This window comes from Pseudomonas sp. JV414 (assembly GCF_032424305.1).
GTDB classification, from domain to species: domain Bacteria; phylum Pseudomonadota; class Gammaproteobacteria; order Pseudomonadales; family Pseudomonadaceae; genus Aquipseudomonas; species Aquipseudomonas lini.
In genome coordinates, this window is sequence record NZ_VYKC01000003.1 from 487944 (window position 1) to 505690 (window position 17747).

Genomic DNA, 17747 nt, shown 5'->3' on the forward strand with positions numbered 1-17747 from the left:
CTGGATGAACCCCGGACCAGCGGGGATAAAGCCTGGGTGACCTGACCGGCCTTGTGCGGCAGCAGATCGTCTGTTGAATAGGAACGAGGACAATGAAAAAAAATTTAACGCCCCTTAGGCGCAATGCCAGTCAGTTAAGCGAAATTCCTGTGGGAGCGGGCTTGCTCGCGAAGACGGCGGCACAGTAAACATTGATGTCGCCTGACACACCGCTTTCGCGAGCAAGCCCGCTCCCACAGGTTCCGCGGCTTAACTGGCTGGCATTGTGCCTAGGTCGATCAGGGAGCATCCCACTGACGCATTCGCACCCGGCAATGCTTCATGGCATTGACGATGTGCTTTTCCACCAGCGCCCGGGAAATACCCAACTGCTCGGCGATTTCCGGGTGCGACAAGCCATCGATCTTGCGCAAAAGAAAACTCTCGCGACACAACCTTGGCAACTCCGCCAGGGCGCGCTGGAGCATGTCCAGACGCTGGCCGTGATCGAGGCTGTTGTGAGGGGATGGCGTGAAATAGCGCTCTTCGCTGTCGAGCACGTCCAGGGATTCGACCTGCCGCAAGGCATTGCGTCGGTGGTCATCGATAACCAGATTGAGCGCGGTGCGATAAAGAAACGCCCGGGGTTGTTCGATCGGCGTGTCACTGGAACGCTCCAGCACCCGCAGATAAGCGTCATGCACCACATCTTCGGCCACCTGACGGTTGCCTAGCTTGGCGTTCAGGAAACACACCAGCTCGCGATAGTAGTTTTCCAACATGACTCCCGGTTCTTGGGCCAATCTGTGCCATAAAGAGTGCGCCATAAAGAGATGGCGGCACGATGATGGCAGCGCGCAAGGGGCGTAATTTATAGTAATTCTCATATAGATTTAAAGCACTGGATCCATTTGCCTGAGAAATAACCTCATTTGCCGTCCTGTAACCCTATGTATCAAGGCTTAAATTCTGCTCCGGGGTTCTCGTTTACAGGACAGCTTCCCGTGTCTGTCGGTCCACCGACAGCGTTCAGCGGCGCCGGTCACCGCCGCGCTCGCCGAGCGACGGGCCGATTTTCTCCGGCTGGAACCCCGCATGAAACGTCCCCGCCCCACCCGACGCGCCCTGTTTGTCGCCCTGTGCCTGATCCCCGCCGTGGCCCTGGCCGTCTGGCAAGTGATCCCGCCGGGGCGTGAGAAACTTGCCACCGCCGCCGTGACCCGCGCTGATATCGAAAACAGCGTGACCGCCCTCGGCACCCTACAACCGCGACGTTACGTCGACGTTGGCGCCCAGGCATCCGGGCAGATCCAGAAGATTCATGTCGAGGCCGGCGATCAGGTCAAGGAAGGCCAATTGCTGGTGGAGATCGATCCCTCGACCCAGAAAGCCAAACTCGACGCTGGACGTTTTTCCATCGACAACCTCAAGGCCCAGTTGCAAGAGCAGCGCGCCCAGCACGACCTGGCGCAGCAAAAATACCAGCGTCAGCAGAACCTCAAGGCCGGCGGCGCCACCCGCGAAGAAGATGTGCAGACCGCCCGCGCCGAAGTGCGGGCGACCCAGGCGCGCATCGACAGGTTCCAGGCGCAGATTCGTCAAGCCCAGGCCAGTTTGCGCAGCGACGAAGCGGAGCTGGGTTACACACGGATCTACGCGCCGATGTCCGGCACGGTGGTCGCCGTCGGCGCCCGGGAAGGCCAGACGCTCAACGCCCAACAACAGACGCCGCTGATATTGCGCATTGCCCGGTTGTCACCGATGACCGTATGGGCCGAAGTTTCGGAGGCCGATATCGGTCAGGTCAAACCCGGCATGACCGCCTGGTTCACCACGCTCAGCGGTGGCAGCCGACGCTGGAGCAGCACCGTGCGGCAGATTTTGCCAGTGCCACCGCGCCCGCTCGAACAGACGCAGGGCAGCCCCACCAGCGGTCGCAGTGGCAGTGAACGAGTGGTGCTCTACACCGTGTTGCTGGATGTCGACAACGCCGACAACGCCTTGATGACGGACATGACCGCCCAGGTATTTTTCGTCGCCCGGCAAGCGCAGAACGTGCTGACGGTGCCTACCGCAGCCCTGCAAAACGGCACCGCCGCGGATCGCCAAGTGGCGCAAGTGGTGGCAGCCAACGGCGAGGTTCAACGCCGCGAGGTTCGCACCGGGATCAGCGACCGGCTGCGCACGCAGATTCTCGACGGGTTGGCGGAAGGCGATCACGTGCTGAGCGCTCCGCTCACCGGCAGCGGAGGCTGAATGCAAACGCCCCTGATTGACCTGCGACAGATCCGCAAAGCCTACGGCGGTGGTGACAGCCCCTTGGTGGAAGTACTGCGCGGCATCGACCTGTCGATCCACGCTGGCGAATTTGTCGCCATCGTCGGCGCCTCCGGTTCCGGCAAATCGACGCTGATGAACATCCTCGGCTGCCTCGACCGCCCTACCAGCGGCGACTACTTGTTCGCCGGGGAAAACGTCGCGGGCCTGGGCAGTGACGAACTGGCGTGGTTACGGCGCGAGGCCTTCGGCTTCGTGTTTCAGGGTTACCACCTGATCCCGTCCGGATCGGCCCAGGAAAACGTCGAGATGCCAGCCATTTATGCCGGCACTCCGGCGGACGAACGCCATGCCCGCGCAGCGGTGCTGCTCGAGCGCCTCGGCCTGGGCTCGCGCACCGGCAACCGTCCGCATCAGCTCTCCGGCGGTCAACAGCAACGGGTATCGATCGCCCGCGCCTTGATGAACGGCGGCCACATCATCCTCGCCGACGAACCCACCGGCGCCCTCGACAGCCACAGCGGCGCCGAAGTCATGACCCTGCTCGATGAACTGGCCAGTCAAGGGCACGTGGTGATCCTGATCACCCATGACCGCGAAGTGGCCAAGCGTGCCAACCGGGTCATCGAAATCCGCGACGGCCTGATCATCAGCGACACTGCCACACATCCCTCGGGTGCCCCGCGCTCGGCCCCTCCCGGCGCGCTGCAAGCCGTGGACCTGCGCCAGCGCCTGAGCGCCGGCAGCGAGCCCAATGGCGCCTGGAAAGGCGAACTGGTGGACGCGGTTCAAGCGGCCTGGCGCGTGATGTGGATCAACCGCTTTCGTACCGCACTGACGCTGCTCGGGATTGTTATTGGCGTCGCGTCGGTGGTGGTGATGCTGGCGGTGGGCGAAGGCAGCAAGCGGCAGGTGATGGCGCAGATGGGCGCCTTCGGTTCCAACATCATTTACCTCAGCGGCGCTGCGCCCAATCCACGTACGCCGCCCGGGATCATTACCCTCAACGACGTCGCCGCGCTCGCCAACCTGCCCCAGGTGCAGCGGATCATGCCGGTCAACGGCTCGACGGCCGGCGTGCGATTCGGCAACGCCGATCACACCGCTTATGTGGGCGGCAACGACACCAACTTCCCGAGCATTTTCAATTGGCCGGTGGTTCAAGGCAGCTATTTCACCCAGGCCGATGAAGACAGTGCCGCCGCGGTCGCGGTGATCGGCCACAAGGTCCGGGAGAAGCTGTTCAAAGACCTGGCCGACCCGATCGGCCAGTACATCCTGATCGAAAACGTGCCGTTTCAGGTGCTCGGCGTGCTGGCCGAGAAAGGTTCCAGTTCCGGCGACTCCGACAGCGATAACCGCATCGCCGTGCCCTACTCGGCCGCCAGCGTGCGTCTGTTTGGCAGTCGCAACCCTGAGTATGTGGTGATCGCCGCCAAGGATGCGCGCAAGGTCAAGGAAGCCGAGCAAGCGATCGAACAAACGATGCTGCGCGAGCACAAGGGCAAGCGCGATTTCGAACTGACCAACAACGCCGCCATGATCCAGGCCGAGGCCCGCACCCAGGGCACGCTGTCATTGATGCTCGGTTCGATTGCGGCGATTTCGTTGCTGGTCGGCGGCATCGGCGTCATGAACATCATGCTGATGACCGTGCGCGAACGCACCCGGGAAATCGGTATTCGCATGGCCACCGGTGCCCGTCAGCGCGACATCCTGCGCCAGTTTCTCACCGAGGCGGTGATGCTCTCGGTGGTCGGCGGTGTCGCCGGGATCGGCCTGGCGCTGTTGGTCGGTGGCGTGTTGCTGCTGAGCAATGTCGCGGTCGCGTTCCAGTTGTTCGCCGTGCTCGGCGCCTTCGGCTGCGCCCTGGTCACCGGCGTCATCTTCGGTTTCATGCCTGCCCGCAAGGCTGCCCGGCTCGATCCGGTCACGGCCCTTACCAGTGAATGATCGACCTATGAAAGTGCCCCTGACCCTTCTGGCCGCCAGCCTGTTGCTGGCCGCCTGCAGTAACCCTGCGCCGCGCCCCGACAGCGGCTTGCAACCACCCGCCGCCTGGCAATCGCCGAACACCGCAGCCGCTGCACACAGCAATCGGCAATGGTGGATGCAGTTCGGCAGCCCGCAACTGAATCGCCTGATCGAACAAGCCAGCGTGGGCAGTCATGACCTGGCTGCCGCCGTCGCTCGGGTGCAGCAGGCCCAAGCCAGCGCCACCGTCGCCGGCGCGCCGCTGCTGCCCGAACTCAAGGCTGGCCTCAACGCCAATCGCCAACGCTTGATGCATGGCAAGGGCTACAGCCAACTGGACGTCAGCCCCGATAATCGCTCGCTGAACTATTACGATGCGGAACTGAGCGCCAGTTACGAAATCGATTTCTGGGGCGGCAAACGGGCGGCCCGGGACAGTGCCCTGCTCGGCTTGCAGGCCAGCGAGTTCGACCGGGCCACCGTGGAACTGACCTTGCAAAGCGGCGTGGCCAACAGCTACACCCAGGCTTTGTCGTTGCGTGAACAGCAACGGATCGCCGAGCTGAACCTGGCCAACGCCCAAAGCGTGCTGCGATTAGTGCAGACCCGCTACGACGCCGGCAGCGCCACCGCACTGGAACTGGCTCAGCAAAAAAGCCTGGTGGCCGAACAGCAACGCAAACTGCCGCTGGTGCAGCAACAGGCCCGGGAAGCGCGGATCACCCTGGCCACCCTGCTCGGCCAACCGGTACAGGCGCTGACACTGACGGAGCAGCCGTTCGATCAATTGCACTGGCCGGAGATTGCCAGCGGCGTGCCCAGTGAGTTGTTGAGTCGTCGCCCGGACATCGCCAGCGCCGAAGCCAAGCTCGCCGCCGCCCAGGCCGATGTGACCGTCGCCCGCGCGGCGATGCTGCCCACCCTGACGCTCACCGCCAGCCTGGGCACCGGCGCCGACCTCGCTTCGGATCTGCTGCGCACGACTTTTTACAACCTGTCCTCGGGGCTGGTGGCGCCGGTCTTCAACAATGGTCGCCTCAGCGCCGCCCGCGACAAAGCCACGGCGCGCCAACAGGAACTGCTGGAAACCTATCGCGGGGCAATCATCAATGGCTTCGCCGATGTCGAAAAAGCCCTCAACAGCATTCGTGGGCTGGACGAACAACGTCAGTGGCAAGGGGAAGAATTGAGCCAGGCGCAGACCGCTTTCGACATCGCCCAGAGCCGCTACCAGGCCGGCGCCGAAGACCTGCTCACGGTGCTGCAAACCCAGCGCACGCTGTATGCCGCCCAGGATATGAATGTGCAGCTGAGATTGTCGCGGTTGCAGGCCAGTATTGCGCTGTACAAGGCGTTGGGTGGGGGCTGGCAGGTGCTCTAGCTCAGTGTGAGTTTGAGATCGCCTTCGCGAGCAAGCCCGCTCCCACATTTGATCTCCATCGAGCACAAGGTTTGTGTACGACGCAGACCTAATGTGGGAGCGGGCTTGCTCGCGAAGAACGATAACGCGGTTTACCTGATTAAACCGACCACCCCTTGACCTTCAAATGCCGCGCATACCACGGCCGTCGCGGCACTTTGCGCAACAGGTCACTCATGTTGTCTTCATCGCCAAAGGTGATGCGCAACGCCAGCTTCATGGTTTCCGGGTCCATTTCCACCGAGCGCCCCGATTGCAGGCCCGGGGTCGTGCTGCAACCGTGGGTGTCCGGCCCGAGCCATGGATCGCCGACTTCCACCCAACGCCCCGGCGCAAACCACGGCACACCGTTGACCTCCAGGCGGCTCAGTTCGCCCGGGTGAAAACGCTCATGGGCGCGGAACCAGTCTTCGATGCGATCGTCGATCCAGCCGTGAAAACGCCAGAACACCGGATTGACGTGGGACGAAAACGGATCGCCGAGAAAATCGTTTTCCGGGGCATACCAGCGCGCCGCGAAGTCGGCCTGATCCCGGGCCATCGGCACCGGTATCTCGTTGGACGGGTCCCGGGCCACCGACGCCCAGCGCATGTGCAGCCAATCGTGCAAGCCCAGCTCGACCTCCGAGCCGAACTGGCCGAGGGTCAGTTTCGACAGGTAACGCGGATCCCGGTATTGCGACTCCCAGACCTGGAAGTTGCTGTGATAGGTCTCTGCGGCTTTGATATCACTGACCCACTTGGTGTACTCGTCGTCGCCTTCGGTCAACCAGGTCGGCGGCAAGGCATTGCCATCGTGATTGTCGAAATAACGCGCGAAGCCCTGGCGATCACGCTCGAGTTCCGGCTGCGGCAAGGGGAACGCCGGCCATGAGGGCAAATCCTGCATGGACCGGGCGATGCCGAGCATGTGCCGGTGCATGAAGAAGAAATCGATGCCCGAACCGTTTCGGTCCTTGCGCGGCCCGCGGGCATCACGCTCCTTGTCCCGTGGGCCGGGTTGCCAGCCGATACCGCGCAACGCCTCGCGTTTTTTCTCCGAGAGCTTGTGCCATTTGTCCCGGGACGCGTGCCAGAGCTGATGAAACAGCCGATGCTCGGGGGACACCAGCCACGCCAGAAACGCCGGGTTGAGGGCAGTTCGCTCCCGCGCTTCCGGAAACCGACGCTTGATGGCGATAAAGCGGTTGTCGAGTTCGGGCAAACCCAATGGGCGATTCAGGCTCAGCACCTGGCCGCTGAACGTGCCGCTGCCGGCGTTGCCGAAAGCGGCCCAAACCTCGTCGAGTTTTGCCTTGAACTCATACACCGGCGCCACCAGCGGGGCGTCGGTGCGCATCAGTCGCCAGTACAGTTCGGCGCCCTTGGCCGGCGCCAGATCGCCGATGACCTGATAGCACGGCTGGCCTTCCCCGCGCAGGTGAGTGCCGGTGTCCAGGCAACCGCGCAACCCTCTCCCGCGATGAGCGATGTCGAGAAACAGCTCCAGCCCGTCCTGCGGTAAGCCATCAAGCCCGGCCTCGCTGCCGACAAAACGAATGTCCCAGATTCCGCGCAAGCTGTCGGCGAGTTGCTGGCCGGCGGTGCTGGCGAGGTCGACCGTGGCCTCCCCCGGCGTGATCGGTTCCTTTTCCCGGGTCAGCTCACGATGTGCATAAAAAGCGGCAGGCACCGCAGCGCTCGTGAGCGCCAGGCCCGCCATGAACCAGCGTCGAGAAATCGTCATTGCCCTACCTGTGTCAGCCATGAAGCAGGCTTTATCCAAGCTAGAACGTTTGTTGCCTCTACAAATTTAAATGCGCCCCCTGTAGGAGCTGCCGAAGGCTGCGATCTTTTCGGGGCCACCAAAGATCAAGATCAAAAGATCGCAGCCTTCGGCAGCTCCTACAAAGGGATCGCATTTCAAATGTAGGAGTTGGCGCAGCCTGCGATTTTTTCAACGGCCACCTAAATTCCTGCATCGGTCACTCGTTCTTCCCAGATAGCAAAGGCCCCTGCGCCTGCACCGGGGCGGCGAACCTGACTGAGATGGCGATGAAAAAAACACGTTCGAAAAAAGCGCTGTACCTCGGCCTGCCACTGGCCTTGGCGATCAGTGCCGGCGCAGGCTGGCTGGTCTGGGATTACGGGTTCAAGGACAACCCCGGCTACCCGGTCAAGGTCATGAAACAGGCCACCGAACTGCAGGGGCGGATCCTTTCCTTCGACAGCCACATCACCGTCCCACTGAGTTTCGGCGCCCACGGCAACGAGGCCGACAAGGACGGTTCCGGCCAGTTCGACCTGATCAAGGCCAACCGTGGCCGACTGTCCGGCGCGGCCCTGACAGTCTTCGGCTGGCCGGAAATGTGGAACGGCCCGAACGCGCCGCACAGGCCCACCGACGGTTTCGTCGAAGAAGCACGCAACCAGCAGGAAGTGCGCTACAAAATCATCTCCGGCCTGGTGCGCGATTTTCCCAATCAGGTCGGCATCGCCTACACCCCCGACGACTTCCGGCGCCTGCACGGCGAAGGCAAGTTTGCGATTTTCATCAGCATGCTCAACGCCTACCCGCTGGGCAATGACCTGAGCAAACTGGACCTGTGGGCCGCTCGCGGCATGCGCATGTTCGGTTTCAGCTACATCGGCAACAACAGCTGGGCCGATTCGTCACGACCGCTGCCGTTTTTCAACGACTCCCCCGATGCCCTCGATGGGCTGTCGGACATCGGCAAACAAGCGGTGCAACGCCTCAACGATCTGGGCGTGATCATTGATGTGTCGCAGATGTCGACCAAGGGCCTGGAACAAGTGGCGCAACTGAGCCGCACGCCAATGGTGGCCTCGCACTCGGCGCCACGGGCTTCGGTGGACATCCCGCGCAACCTCAGCGACAAAGAGTTGCAGCTGATCAAGAACAGCGGCGGCGTGGTGCAGGTGGTCGGTTTCTCGCAATACCTCAAACCGCTGACCCAAGACACACAGGACAAACTCAACGCCCTGCGCACGCGTTTCGATTTGCCGCCATTGCCCAACCTGGCGATGGCGCTGATGCCGGGCGATCCGATCATTACCGCCTGGTCCGAACAGAAGCTCGGTCAATACGCCAGCGGTCTGTACGCCATTCTCGAAGAAGAGCCCAAGGCCACGCTCAAGGACCTCGGCGACGCCATCGATTACACCGTGCGCAAGGTCGGCATCGACCACGTCGGCATCGCTTCGGACTTCAACGACGGCGGCGGCATCAAGGGCTGGGAAAATGTCGGTGAAATCCGCAACGTCACCGCCGAACTGATCCAGCGCGGTTATTCCGAAGCCGACATCGCCAAGCTCTGGGGCGGTAACTTCCTGCGAGTCTGGGAACAGGTGCAAAAAGCCGCGAAGCCCACGCTGATTTCTCGCCAGGAACCGGTCAAGCCATGAGTGACCGTCGTACCTTTCTGAAACAGGCCGGGGTCCTCGCCGCCGGCCTGCCGTTGGGTGCCAGCCTCGGCTCACCGGTCGCCGCCGCGCAGATGCAAACCCAGCCACGGGACAAATGGGCGCAATTGCGTCACTTGTTCGACCAAGACCCGAACTACATCCACTTCGCTAATTTTCTGGTGACCTCCCACCCCAAACCCGTGCGCGAGGCCATCGCCCGTCACCGCGCCGCTCTCGATCTGAATCCCGGGCTGGCCATGGACTGGGACTTGGGTGTGACCCACCAGCGCGAAGAAAACGTGCGGCTCTGGGCCGGTCGGTATTTGCAGGCCAAACCGACACAGATCGCCCTCACAGGCAGCACCACCGAAGGCCTGGCGATGATTTATGGCGGCGTACAGGTGCGCCCCGATCAGGAAATCCTCACCACGGTTCACGAGCATTACTCCACGAACAACATCCTGCATTTTCGCAACCAGCGCGATGGCACCCGGGTGCGTAAAATTCAGTTGTTCGAGCAGCCACAGTCGATCTCGGCCGATCAGGTGCTGGATACCATCAACCGCAACATCCGCCCCGAAACCCGCGTGCTGGGCATGACCTGGGTGCACTCGGGCAGTGGCGTGAAGCTGCCGATCAGCGTCATCGGCGGACTCGTCGATGAACATAATCGTCAGCGCGACGACAAGGACCGGATCGTTTACGTGGTCGACGGCGTGCACGGTTTCGGCGTCGAAGACCTGAGCTTCCCGGCGATGAACTGCGACTTCTTCATTGCCGGCACCCACAAATGGATGTTCGGCCCCCGCGGCACCGGCATCGTTTGCAGCCGCAGTGAAGAGCTGAAGTACGTCAGCCCGAGCGTGCCGACCTTCTCCGAAGCCACGACCTTTTCCACCACCATGTCCCCGGGCGGCTATCACGCTTTCGAACATCGCTGGGCCGTGGACGAAGCGTTCAAATTGCACCTGCAACTGGGCAAGGCCGACGTCCAGGCGCGCATCCATCAGCTCAACAGCTACCTGAAACAGCGCTTGCTGGAGCAACCGGGCGTCGAACTGGTCACCCCGGTCGATCCGAAATTTTCGGCGGGGTTCAGCTTCTTCCGGGTCAAGGGTCAGGACGGCGATGCGGTGGCTGCTCGCCTGATGCAAAACCGGATTGTCAGCGATGCAGTCAGCCGCGACGTCGGCCCGGTGATCCGCACCGCCCCCGGCTTGCTGAATACCGAAGCCGAGGTGGACCGTTTTATCGACGTGCTGAGCAAAAAGCGCTCCGCATGAACCTTCGCTGCGAGGCACAGTTTTCCTTTAACCGAGACGACTTATGAAAACCCTCCCTATGCCCTCTTCCCTGCGAACCCTATCGGCCCTGGCGCTGACCGCACTGCTCGGCGGCCTGCTGCCCGGCACCGCCCAGGCCGCGAACCCGCCTGCCCCCGGCAAGGTGTTCAAGGACTGCAAGGACTGTCCGGAAATGGTCGTGCTGCCCGCCGGCCGCTACACCATGGGCACGCCAGAGGATGAAGTCGGCCACCAGCCCGATGAAGGTCCGCTGCATCAAGTGACCTTCACCCGCCCCTTCGCCATCAGTCGCTTCCAGGTACTGGCCGGCGAATGGGACGCCTACGTGCGCGCCACCGGCAACACCCCCGCCGACTTCGATGATCGCCCGGGCCGTCGCTGCACCGCCGGCAAACCCAGCTTCAAACAGACCGCGCGCCACCCGGCCGTGTGCATGAACGTGGCCGAAGCCGAGGGCTACATTGCCTGGCTGTCGAAGAAAACCGGTCATGCCTATCGCATGCCCAGCGAGTCGATTCGTGAGTACGCCGCCCGCGCTGGCAGTACCGGGTCTTTCCCGTTTGCGTTCGATGAAGGCGCCGACTACCAGATCTCGAAAAACGCCAACACCTACGGTGCCGCCGACGGCTACAACTTCACCTCCCCGGCCGGCACCTTCCCGGCCAACGCCTTTGGCGTGTTCGACATGCACGGCAACGTTTACGAGTGGGTCGCCGACTGCTACCGCGAAGACTATGTCGGCGTGCCCAGCGATGGCAGCCCGTGGCTGGAGCAGAACTGCAAACGCCAGGTCATGCGCGGCAACGACTGGGGCGAAGCACCGGTGTTTTCCCGCTCCGGCAATCGCAACAGCAGCCTGCCCACCAGCAGCGGCGACTGGCTGGGGTTTCGCGTAGTGCGTGAGCTCTGAGTCCTTTGTGACTAGGGGGCTTGCCCCGCTTTTCGTAGGAGCCAGGCTTGCCGGCGAAGGCGTTCTCAAGGACGCCTTCGCCGGCAAGCCTGGCTCCTACGGGCATTACCGTCTTTAGCCGTTTAAATAAACTCCGCAACCATTCGTTTTCCTTAAGTACCGGCACTCCCTCCGCACTCCGCACCGAAGCAGGAATCCTCCATGACCAAGCCAACGCGTGGGGCGATCAACGAATTGTTCGCCCTGCTCAAGCCCTTCCGCCTGATCGTCTCTGTGTCCATCGTGCTCGGCATGATCGGTGGCCTGAGCGTCACCGTGTTGCTGGCGACCATCAACAATGCCCTGCACTCCGCTGACGGCCTGACCCGCACCGTGGTGATGATTTTCGCCGGGCTGTGTGTGCTGGCGCTGCTGACCTCGATTCTCTCCGACATCGGCACCAACTACGTCGGTCAGCACATCATCGCCAGGCTGCGCAAAGAACTGGGGGAGAAAGTGCTGTCGGCGCCGATCGACCAGATCGAGCGCTACCGCAGCCATCGGTTGATCCCGGTGCTGACCCATGACGTGGACACCATCAGCGATTTCGCCTTCGCCTTCGCACCATTGGCGATTTCCCTGACCGTGACCCTCGGTTGCCTCGGCTATCTGGCGATGCTGTCGTGGCCGATGTTTCTGATGATGCTGGTGGCCATCGCCATCGGCACCACCATCCAGGCCATCGCCCGGGCCAAGGGCATGCGCGGTTTCTACGCGGCGCGAGACTCCGAAGACGAACTGCAAAAGCACTACAACGCTATCGCCGAAGGGGCCAAGGAACTGCGCATCCACCGCCCGCGGCGTCAGCGCATGTTCGTGTCCGGCATCCAGAAAACCGCCGAGAAAATCTGTGACACGCAGATCCGCTCGATCAATACCTTCGTCATTGCCAAGTCGTTCGGCTCGATGCTGTTCTTCGTGGTCATCGGCCTGGCGCTGGCCCTGCAATCGTTCTGGCCCAGTTCCGACAAAGCCGTGATGAGCGGTTTTGTGTTGGTGCTGCTGTACATGAAAGGCCCGCTGGAACATTTGGTCAGCACCCTGCCAATCATCAGCCGGGCGCAGATTGCGTTTCGCCGGATCGCCGAGCTCAGCGAACAATTTTCCTCCCCGGAACCGCACCTGCTGCTGGAAGACCAGGGCCACAAACCCGGCCCGGTCCACAGCCTGGAACTGAGCAACGTGCGTTACGCTTTCCCGCCGGTGGAAGGCAGCGAGCCCTTCCGCCTCGGCCCGGTCAACCTGCGCATCGAACAAGGCGACATTGTGTTCATCGTCGGTGAGAACGGCTGCGGCAAAACCACGCTGATCAAACTGCTGCTGGGTCTTTATGCGCCCACCGAAGGCGAGATCCGCGTGAACGACCAGCCGATCACCGCCCTCAACCGCGATGACTACCGGCAGAATTTCACCACGATATTTGCCGACTATTACCTGTTCGATGACCTGATTCAGGGCGACCGGCAAGTGCCGCAGGATGCCACGCGCTACCTCGAACGCCTGGAGATCGCGCACAAGGTCAGCGTGCGCGACGGCGCATTCAGCACCACCGATCTTTCCACCGGCCAGCGCAAACGCCTGGCGCTGGTCAATGCCTGGCTCGAAGAGCGGCCGGTGCTGGTGTTCGACGAATGGGCGGCCGATCAGGACCCGACCTTCCGCCGCATTTTCTACACCGAACTGCTGCCCGACCTGAAGCGCCTGGGCAAAACCATCATCGTCATCTCCCACGATGACCGCTACTTCGACGTAGCCGATCAACTGGTGCGCATGGAAGCCGGCAAGGTTAAAAGCGAACTGCAACCCGCGTAATCGACGAGGCCGTGGCCGGTCGGAAAAATATTTTTTTCCGGTTTGCCGCGGCCTCCTCGTCTTAATGAGATGAATAAGAACCATTACCAACTATACCTGCCAAGGTCTTAACCTCATGTCCGCATCTCGTTTCATGCTTCGACCTCTGACCCGCGCCCTGTTAATAAGCAGCACGACCCGCTCGCGCATGACGTCTACCGGCCTCGGCCTGGCGATGACCCTGGCCATGACGCCGTATGTTCAGGCCCAGGAATGGACCCTGAACATCCCGGCCCAGCCATTGGCTCAGGCGCTGCAGACCCTCGGTCAACAGACCAGTCTGCAAATCATCTACAGCCCGGAGAGCATTCAGAGCCTGCGTTCCAGTGCCCTCAACGGCCGCTATCAGGACGATGATTCGCTCAGCGCGATGCTCAAGGGCACCGGGATTCGCCATCAGCGCGACGGCAACACGGTCACCCTGCTGGCGCCGGCCACCGGCAGCGCGATGGAACTGGCACCGACCAGTATCAACGGTCAGCGATTGGGTGCGACCACCGAAGGCAGCAACTCTTACACCACCGGGGCGGTGACCATTGGCAAGGGCGAGCATTCGCTCAGGGAAACCCCACAGTCGATCACCGTCATCACGCGCAAGATGCTCGATGACCAGAACCTGAACACCATCGAACAGGTCATGGAAAAGACCCCGGGCATCACCGTTTACGATTCGCCCATGGGCGGCAAGTATTTCTACTCCCGCGGTTTCCGCATGACCGGCCAGTACCAGTACGACGGCGTGCCGCTGGACATCGGCAGCAGCTACGTGCAGGCCGATGCCTTCAACAGCGACATGGCGATCTATGATCGGGTCGAAGTGTTGCGCGGCGCGGCCGGGATGATGAAGGGCGCCGGGGGCACCGCAGGGGGGGTGAACTTTGTGCGCAAGCGCGGCCAGGACACTCCGCACACTCAACTGTCGTTGTCTGCCGGTACCTGGGACAACTACCGTGGACAGGTCGACACCGGCGGCCCGCTGAACGACGCCGGCACCATCCGTGGCCGGGCCGTGGTGACCCAGCAGACCCGTCAGTATTTCTATGACGTGGGCGAACGCAGGGACCAGATCTACTACGGCGCGCTGGACTTCGACCTGAGCGACTACACCACCCTGGGCCTGGGCATGGCCTATGAAGACGTCGATGCCACTCCGTGCTGGGGCGGCTTGCCGCGCTACGCCGATGGCAGCGACCTGAAGCTCTCTCGCTCCACGTGCCTGAACACCGCCTGGAACAACCAGCGCAGCAAGCGGGCCACTTACTTTGGCGACCTGAAACACGAGTTCAACGACAACTGGGCGCTGAAGGTCGCGGGGGTTTACTCAAAAAACACCCAGGACATGGAATACGCCTTCCCGAGCGGTTCGGTACCGGTAGGCGCCACCAGCACCGATACCCTGATGATCGGCAGCATCTTTGACTACGATCAGGTCGACTACGGCCTCGACGCTTACGTGGACGGCAAGTTCAACGCATTCGGCCAAGAGCACGAGCTGATCGTCGGTGCCAACGCCAGCCGCTCCCACAAAGATGACTTCTACGCCGTGGCCCTCCTGCCTGATCGTCAGGATGTGCTGAACCCCAACCATCACCTGCCCCAGCCGGATGAAAGTTTCTACCTGGCCAACGCCACCCGGGGTGGTCCGGTGGACATGCGGATCAAGCAATACGGCGCCTACTCCACGGCACGCCTGAAACTGGCCGACCCGCTGACCTTCGTACTGGGCAGCCGCGTCAGCTGGTACAAGTCCGAAACCGACTCCGTCTCGTTCTGGCGCGGCGAAGGCACACCGATCAGTTCCGAGGCCAAGGAAACCGGGCAAGTCACCCCGTTCGCCGCGCTGCTGTTCGACATCAACGACAACCTGACCGTCTACACCAGCTACGCGGATATCTTCACCCCGCAAGGCAACTACAAGACCATCACCGGTTCGACGCTCAAGCCATTGATCGGTCAGAGCTATGAATTGGGGATCAAGGGTGAATGGTTCGACGGTCGCCTGAACAGCTCCTTCAACCTGTTCCGCACCGTCCAGAAAGACGCAGCCCAGGATGACCCGGCCTGCCCGGACAGCAGCTGCTCGCAGAACTCCGGCAAAGTGCGCGCCCAAGGCTTCGAAGCTGAAGTCAGCGGTGAAGTCATTGACCGCCTGCAATTGCTGGCCGGCTACACCTACACCCAGACCAAGGTGCTGGAAGACGCCGACGCCAGTCAGGACGGTGTGTCGTATAACTCGTATGTGCCGCGCCACCTGCTGCGCGTGTGGGGCGACTACGCCCTCAGCGGTCCGCTGGAGCGCGTTACCGTCGGTGCCGGCGTCAATGCCCAAAGCAGCAACTACCGCGTCTCGCCGAGTAGCGGCAAAAATATCACCCAGGCTGGCTATGCGGTCTGGAACGGTCGCGTCGGCTACCGCATCGACGACACTTGGTCCGTGGCACTGAACGGCAACAACCTGTTCGACAAGCGCTACTACGCCACGATCGGTTCCGAAGGTTGGGGTAACTTCTACGGTGAACCGCGCAACTTCGTGATGTCGGTCAAGGCTGACTTCTGATTGCAGCGCCAATGAAAACGCCCCGCAATGCGGGGCGTTTTTTTGTGCGGGAAAAGGACGGTGGTTTAACTGAAAGTTCGAGGGTGTTCCAGCGGGCCTCTTCGCGAGCAAGCCCGCTCCCACATTTGATCTCAGGCGTACACAGATAGTGTGTTCACCGAAGATCCCCTGTGGGAGCGGGCTTGCTCGCGAAGAGGCCAGTCCATCCACCACAAGACACAGTCAGACCACTAAACAAGCACTGTTTAATCGACACTTCCAGATACTCACTCAGGCTACACATTCTTGCGCCGTTGCCTACGACTGCGCCAGAATCCGCTGGCTTGTGCGTCTAAGGGCCGGGCTCTATCGTTTCCGGGTCGCTGATCAATCAGCGATCGGGTTTAGCAGCCCGGGTCATCTCTAGACGTACAACGTTAGTCGTTCATGTTATGGCGGCTTTGCGTGGGGCACTTCGGTGCGCCGGGTTCTAGAGTCCTGGTCTGCTAACCCGCGTACAGCCGCCACCTCTTTTTCGTTTAGCAGCGATGTGTAGCGGCTCCACAACTCTAGGAGTTTCATCTATGTTCAAACCTACGCCAAACCCTCCGAAAACCGACGACGTTTCCCCCTACGAATCCCTCGATTCCAAAAAACTCAACGAAGCCGCCGACCGCGCCCTCGATTACCACCTCAAGCCATCCATCCCCCAAGACACCAAGCGCAAACCCAGCACCATTTACCATGTGGGTGAGAAGGTCGATAACGAAACCCTGCTGGTAAACGCCTGTGAAACCCTGGCGTCAGCGAGCATGATGCTCAGTGAGTTCGCCGGGTTGATGGACATGCCACATCGCAACATGATGCTGGGGATTCAATCGGTGGTGATGCTCGGGGAGTTGGCCGTCAACCGGGTGCTGGATAACTACGATCCGCGAGGCTAACAGACGCACTGATCGTTCCCACGCTCTGCGTGGGAATGCCTCAACGGACGCTCCGCGTTCGGCTTTAGAGGGTGGGACGCGGAGCGTCCCGGGCTGCATTCCCACGCAGAGCGTGGGAACGATCAATGTCGGCATCAACCCAAATGCCGACTCAGCGCCCGACTCAAGCGTTCATGCACGCTCAGCACATCCGGCATCACCGAGGCCAGCCTGAGCAAATCATGGGTCAGGCCCGGGCAATGTTCGAGTTCGACACTCACCCCCTGCGCGCGCAGTTTATCGACGTAGGCCTGGCCTTCATCGAGCAATGGATCGAACCCGGCCAGCAACACAATCGCCGGTGCCACACCGCGCAGATCCTCAGCCAGCAACGGTGAGAAGCGCCAGTCCAGCAAGTCCTCGGGGCCGCGGGCGTAGTGCTGGCAAAACCAGTCCAGCGTGTCGCTCTCCAGCAGATACCCCTCACTGAACAACAAACGCGAATCATGAGTGCGCGACGCATCAGTGACCGGATAACACAGCAGTTGCACCTTGGGGACGATGGCCACGGTGTGTGGCTGAACCACCGCTTGCAAGGCCAGCACCGTCGCCAATGTGGCACCGGCACTGTCACCGCCGAACGCGACGCGACCGACATCCAGCCCCAGGACCAGCGCCTGTTCCGCCAACCAGGACAAGGCGTCTTCACCGTCCTCCAATGCTGTCGGGAAGCGGTGCTCCGGCGCCAGCCGATAGCCAACCGACAACACCGCACACGGCGTACGTTGGCAGAATTCGCGGCAGACTCCGTCATGGGAATCCAGGCTGCCCACTACAAAACCACCGCCATGGAAATACACCAGCACCGGCATCGGTGACATCGCCCCGCTCGGACGATACAAACGCAACGCCAGCGGCGCACCGTCCCGCGCCGTGGTGTTGACCTCCAGCACGTCAAGATCCTGAGGAGCATCCCAACGCAATTGCGCCGTGGTTTGTTCGAAAATCGCCCGCGCCTCGACCGGTGTCATTTGATGCAGCGCCGGCAGGCCTGCGTCCTGGCCGTCTTGCGCCAGGTCGAGGAAGGCTTCCAGATCAGGGTGTAACGACATCGAAAAAATCCTTATGT

General features: G+C 61.8%; 12 protein-coding genes. 9 read left to right on the plus strand and 3 right to left on the minus strand.

Annotated elements, in window-relative coordinates; genetic code table 11:
- Nucleotides 1–278: 278 nt before the first annotated feature.
- Entirely contained in the window at nucleotides 279–761 is a 483-nt protein-coding gene (locus F6R97_RS06985; RefSeq protein ID WP_038982331.1) for a sigma-70 family RNA polymerase sigma factor, read from the minus strand.
- Between the two features lie 313 nt (nucleotides 762–1074).
- Between F6R97_RS06985 and F6R97_RS06990 the strand changes: the two genes are divergently transcribed.
- Genes F6R97_RS06990 through F6R97_RS07000 form a run of 3 tightly spaced genes read left to right on the plus strand, consistent with a single transcriptional unit; the run spans nucleotide 1075 to nucleotide 5611 of the window.
- Nucleotides 1075–2235 carry an efflux RND transporter periplasmic adaptor subunit gene (locus tag F6R97_RS06990; RefSeq protein ID WP_315866291.1) on the plus strand — a complete coding sequence of 387 codons (1161 nt, stop codon included), beginning with the start codon at nucleotides 1075–1077 and terminating at the stop codon, nucleotides 2233–2235.
- A complete protein-coding gene (locus F6R97_RS06995; RefSeq protein ID WP_048396749.1) occupies nucleotides 2236–4209 on the plus strand; it encodes a MacB family efflux pump subunit in 1974 nt (657 codons plus the stop codon).
- Nucleotides 4210–4216: 7 nt separating this feature from the next.
- Nucleotides 4217–5611 (plus strand): efflux transporter outer membrane subunit, encoded by a 1395-nt coding sequence (locus F6R97_RS07000; RefSeq protein WP_315866292.1) that lies wholly within the window; start codon nucleotides 4217–4219, stop codon nucleotides 5609–5611.
- 139 nt (nucleotides 5612–5750) lie between these two features.
- On the opposite strand, the gene F6R97_RS07005 is transcribed toward F6R97_RS07000, so the two are convergent.
- On the minus strand, nucleotides 5751–7376 hold the full coding sequence (locus tag F6R97_RS07005; RefSeq protein ID WP_315866293.1) for a PvdJ/PvdD/PvdP-like protein: 1626 nt from the start codon (nucleotides 7374–7376) through the stop codon (nucleotides 5751–5753).
- Between the two features lie 308 nt (nucleotides 7377–7684).
- Here F6R97_RS07005 and pvdM point away from each other — a divergent pair, with 308 nt between their 5' ends.
- The 6 genes from pvdM (at nucleotide 7685) to F6R97_RS07035 (ending at nucleotide 16639) form a co-directional block, all read left to right on the plus strand.
- Entirely contained in the window at nucleotides 7685–9055 is a 1371-nt protein-coding gene (gene pvdM / locus F6R97_RS07010) for a pyoverdine-tailoring dipeptidase-like protein PvdM (protein ID WP_038982326.1), read from the plus strand.
- Nucleotides 9052–10338: an aminotransferase class V-fold PLP-dependent enzyme gene (locus F6R97_RS07015; RefSeq protein WP_048396744.1), complete on the plus strand. Its 1287-nt coding sequence runs from the start codon at nucleotides 9052–9054 to the stop codon at nucleotides 10336–10338. The genes pvdM and F6R97_RS07015 overlap by 4 nt, the downstream gene beginning before the upstream one ends.
- Nucleotides 10339–10381: 43 nt before the next feature.
- Nucleotides 10382–11269, plus strand: a complete 888-nt coding sequence (locus F6R97_RS07020) for a formylglycine-generating enzyme family protein (RefSeq protein WP_315866294.1) — start codon at nucleotides 10382–10384, stop codon at nucleotides 11267–11269.
- A gap of 201 nt (nucleotides 11270–11470) precedes the next feature.
- The gene (locus F6R97_RS07025) at nucleotides 11471–13120 is read left to right on the plus strand and encodes a cyclic peptide export ABC transporter (protein WP_038982323.1); all 1650 of its coding nucleotides are present in this window, start codon (nucleotides 11471–11473) and stop codon (nucleotides 13118–13120) included.
- A 115-nt stretch (nucleotides 13121–13235) separates the two neighbouring features.
- Nucleotides 13236–15716, plus strand: coding sequence for a TonB-dependent siderophore receptor (locus F6R97_RS07030; RefSeq protein ID WP_080772107.1), 2481 nt, complete (start codon nucleotides 13236–13238; stop codon nucleotides 15714–15716).
- Nucleotides 15717–16279: 563 nt separating this feature from the next.
- Nucleotides 16280–16639, plus strand: a complete 360-nt coding sequence (locus F6R97_RS07035) for a DUF6124 family protein (RefSeq protein ID WP_048396738.1) — start codon at nucleotides 16280–16282, stop codon at nucleotides 16637–16639.
- Nucleotides 16640–16773: 134 nt separating this feature from the next.
- On the opposite strand, the gene F6R97_RS07040 is transcribed toward F6R97_RS07035, so the two are convergent.
- Complete coding sequence (locus F6R97_RS07040; RefSeq protein ID WP_315866295.1) at nucleotides 16774–17730, minus strand: alpha/beta hydrolase; 957 nt, start codon at nucleotides 17728–17730, stop codon at nucleotides 16774–16776.
- Between the last annotated feature and the right edge of the window lie 17 nt (nucleotides 17731–17747).

What these genes read in the sequence shown, in the direction of transcription:
- F6R97_RS06985 (WP_038982331.1), bottom strand. Translation starts at nt 761, where the DNA reads ATGTTGGAAAACTACTATCGCGAGCTGGTGTGTTTCCTGAACGCCAAG.
- F6R97_RS06990 (WP_315866291.1), top strand. Translation starts at nt 1,075, where the DNA reads ATGAAACGTCCCCGCCCCACCCGACGCGCCCTGTTTGTCGCCCTGTGC.
- F6R97_RS06995 (WP_048396749.1), top strand. Translation starts at nt 2,236, where the DNA reads ATGCAAACGCCCCTGATTGACCTGCGACAGATCCGCAAAGCCTACGGC.
- F6R97_RS07000 (WP_315866292.1), top strand. Translation starts at nt 4,217, where the DNA reads ATGAAAGTGCCCCTGACCCTTCTGGCCGCCAGCCTGTTGCTGGCCGCC.
- F6R97_RS07005 (WP_315866293.1), bottom strand. Translation starts at nt 7,376, where the DNA reads ATGACGATTTCTCGACGCTGGTTCATGGCGGGCCTGGCGCTCACGAGC.
- pvdM (WP_038982326.1), top strand. Translation starts at nt 7,685, where the DNA reads ATGAAAAAAACACGTTCGAAAAAAGCGCTGTACCTCGGCCTGCCACTG.
- F6R97_RS07015 (WP_048396744.1), top strand. Translation starts at nt 9,052, where the DNA reads ATGAGTGACCGTCGTACCTTTCTGAAACAGGCCGGGGTCCTCGCCGCC.
- F6R97_RS07020 (WP_315866294.1), top strand. Translation starts at nt 10,382, where the DNA reads ATGAAAACCCTCCCTATGCCCTCTTCCCTGCGAACCCTATCGGCCCTG.
- F6R97_RS07025 (WP_038982323.1), top strand. Translation starts at nt 11,471, where the DNA reads ATGACCAAGCCAACGCGTGGGGCGATCAACGAATTGTTCGCCCTGCTC.
- F6R97_RS07030 (WP_080772107.1), top strand. Translation starts at nt 13,236, where the DNA reads ATGTCCGCATCTCGTTTCATGCTTCGACCTCTGACCCGCGCCCTGTTA.
- F6R97_RS07035 (WP_048396738.1), top strand. Translation starts at nt 16,280, where the DNA reads ATGTTCAAACCTACGCCAAACCCTCCGAAAACCGACGACGTTTCCCCC.
- F6R97_RS07040 (WP_315866295.1), bottom strand. Translation starts at nt 17,730, where the DNA reads ATGTCGTTACACCCTGATCTGGAAGCCTTCCTCGACCTGGCGCAAGAC.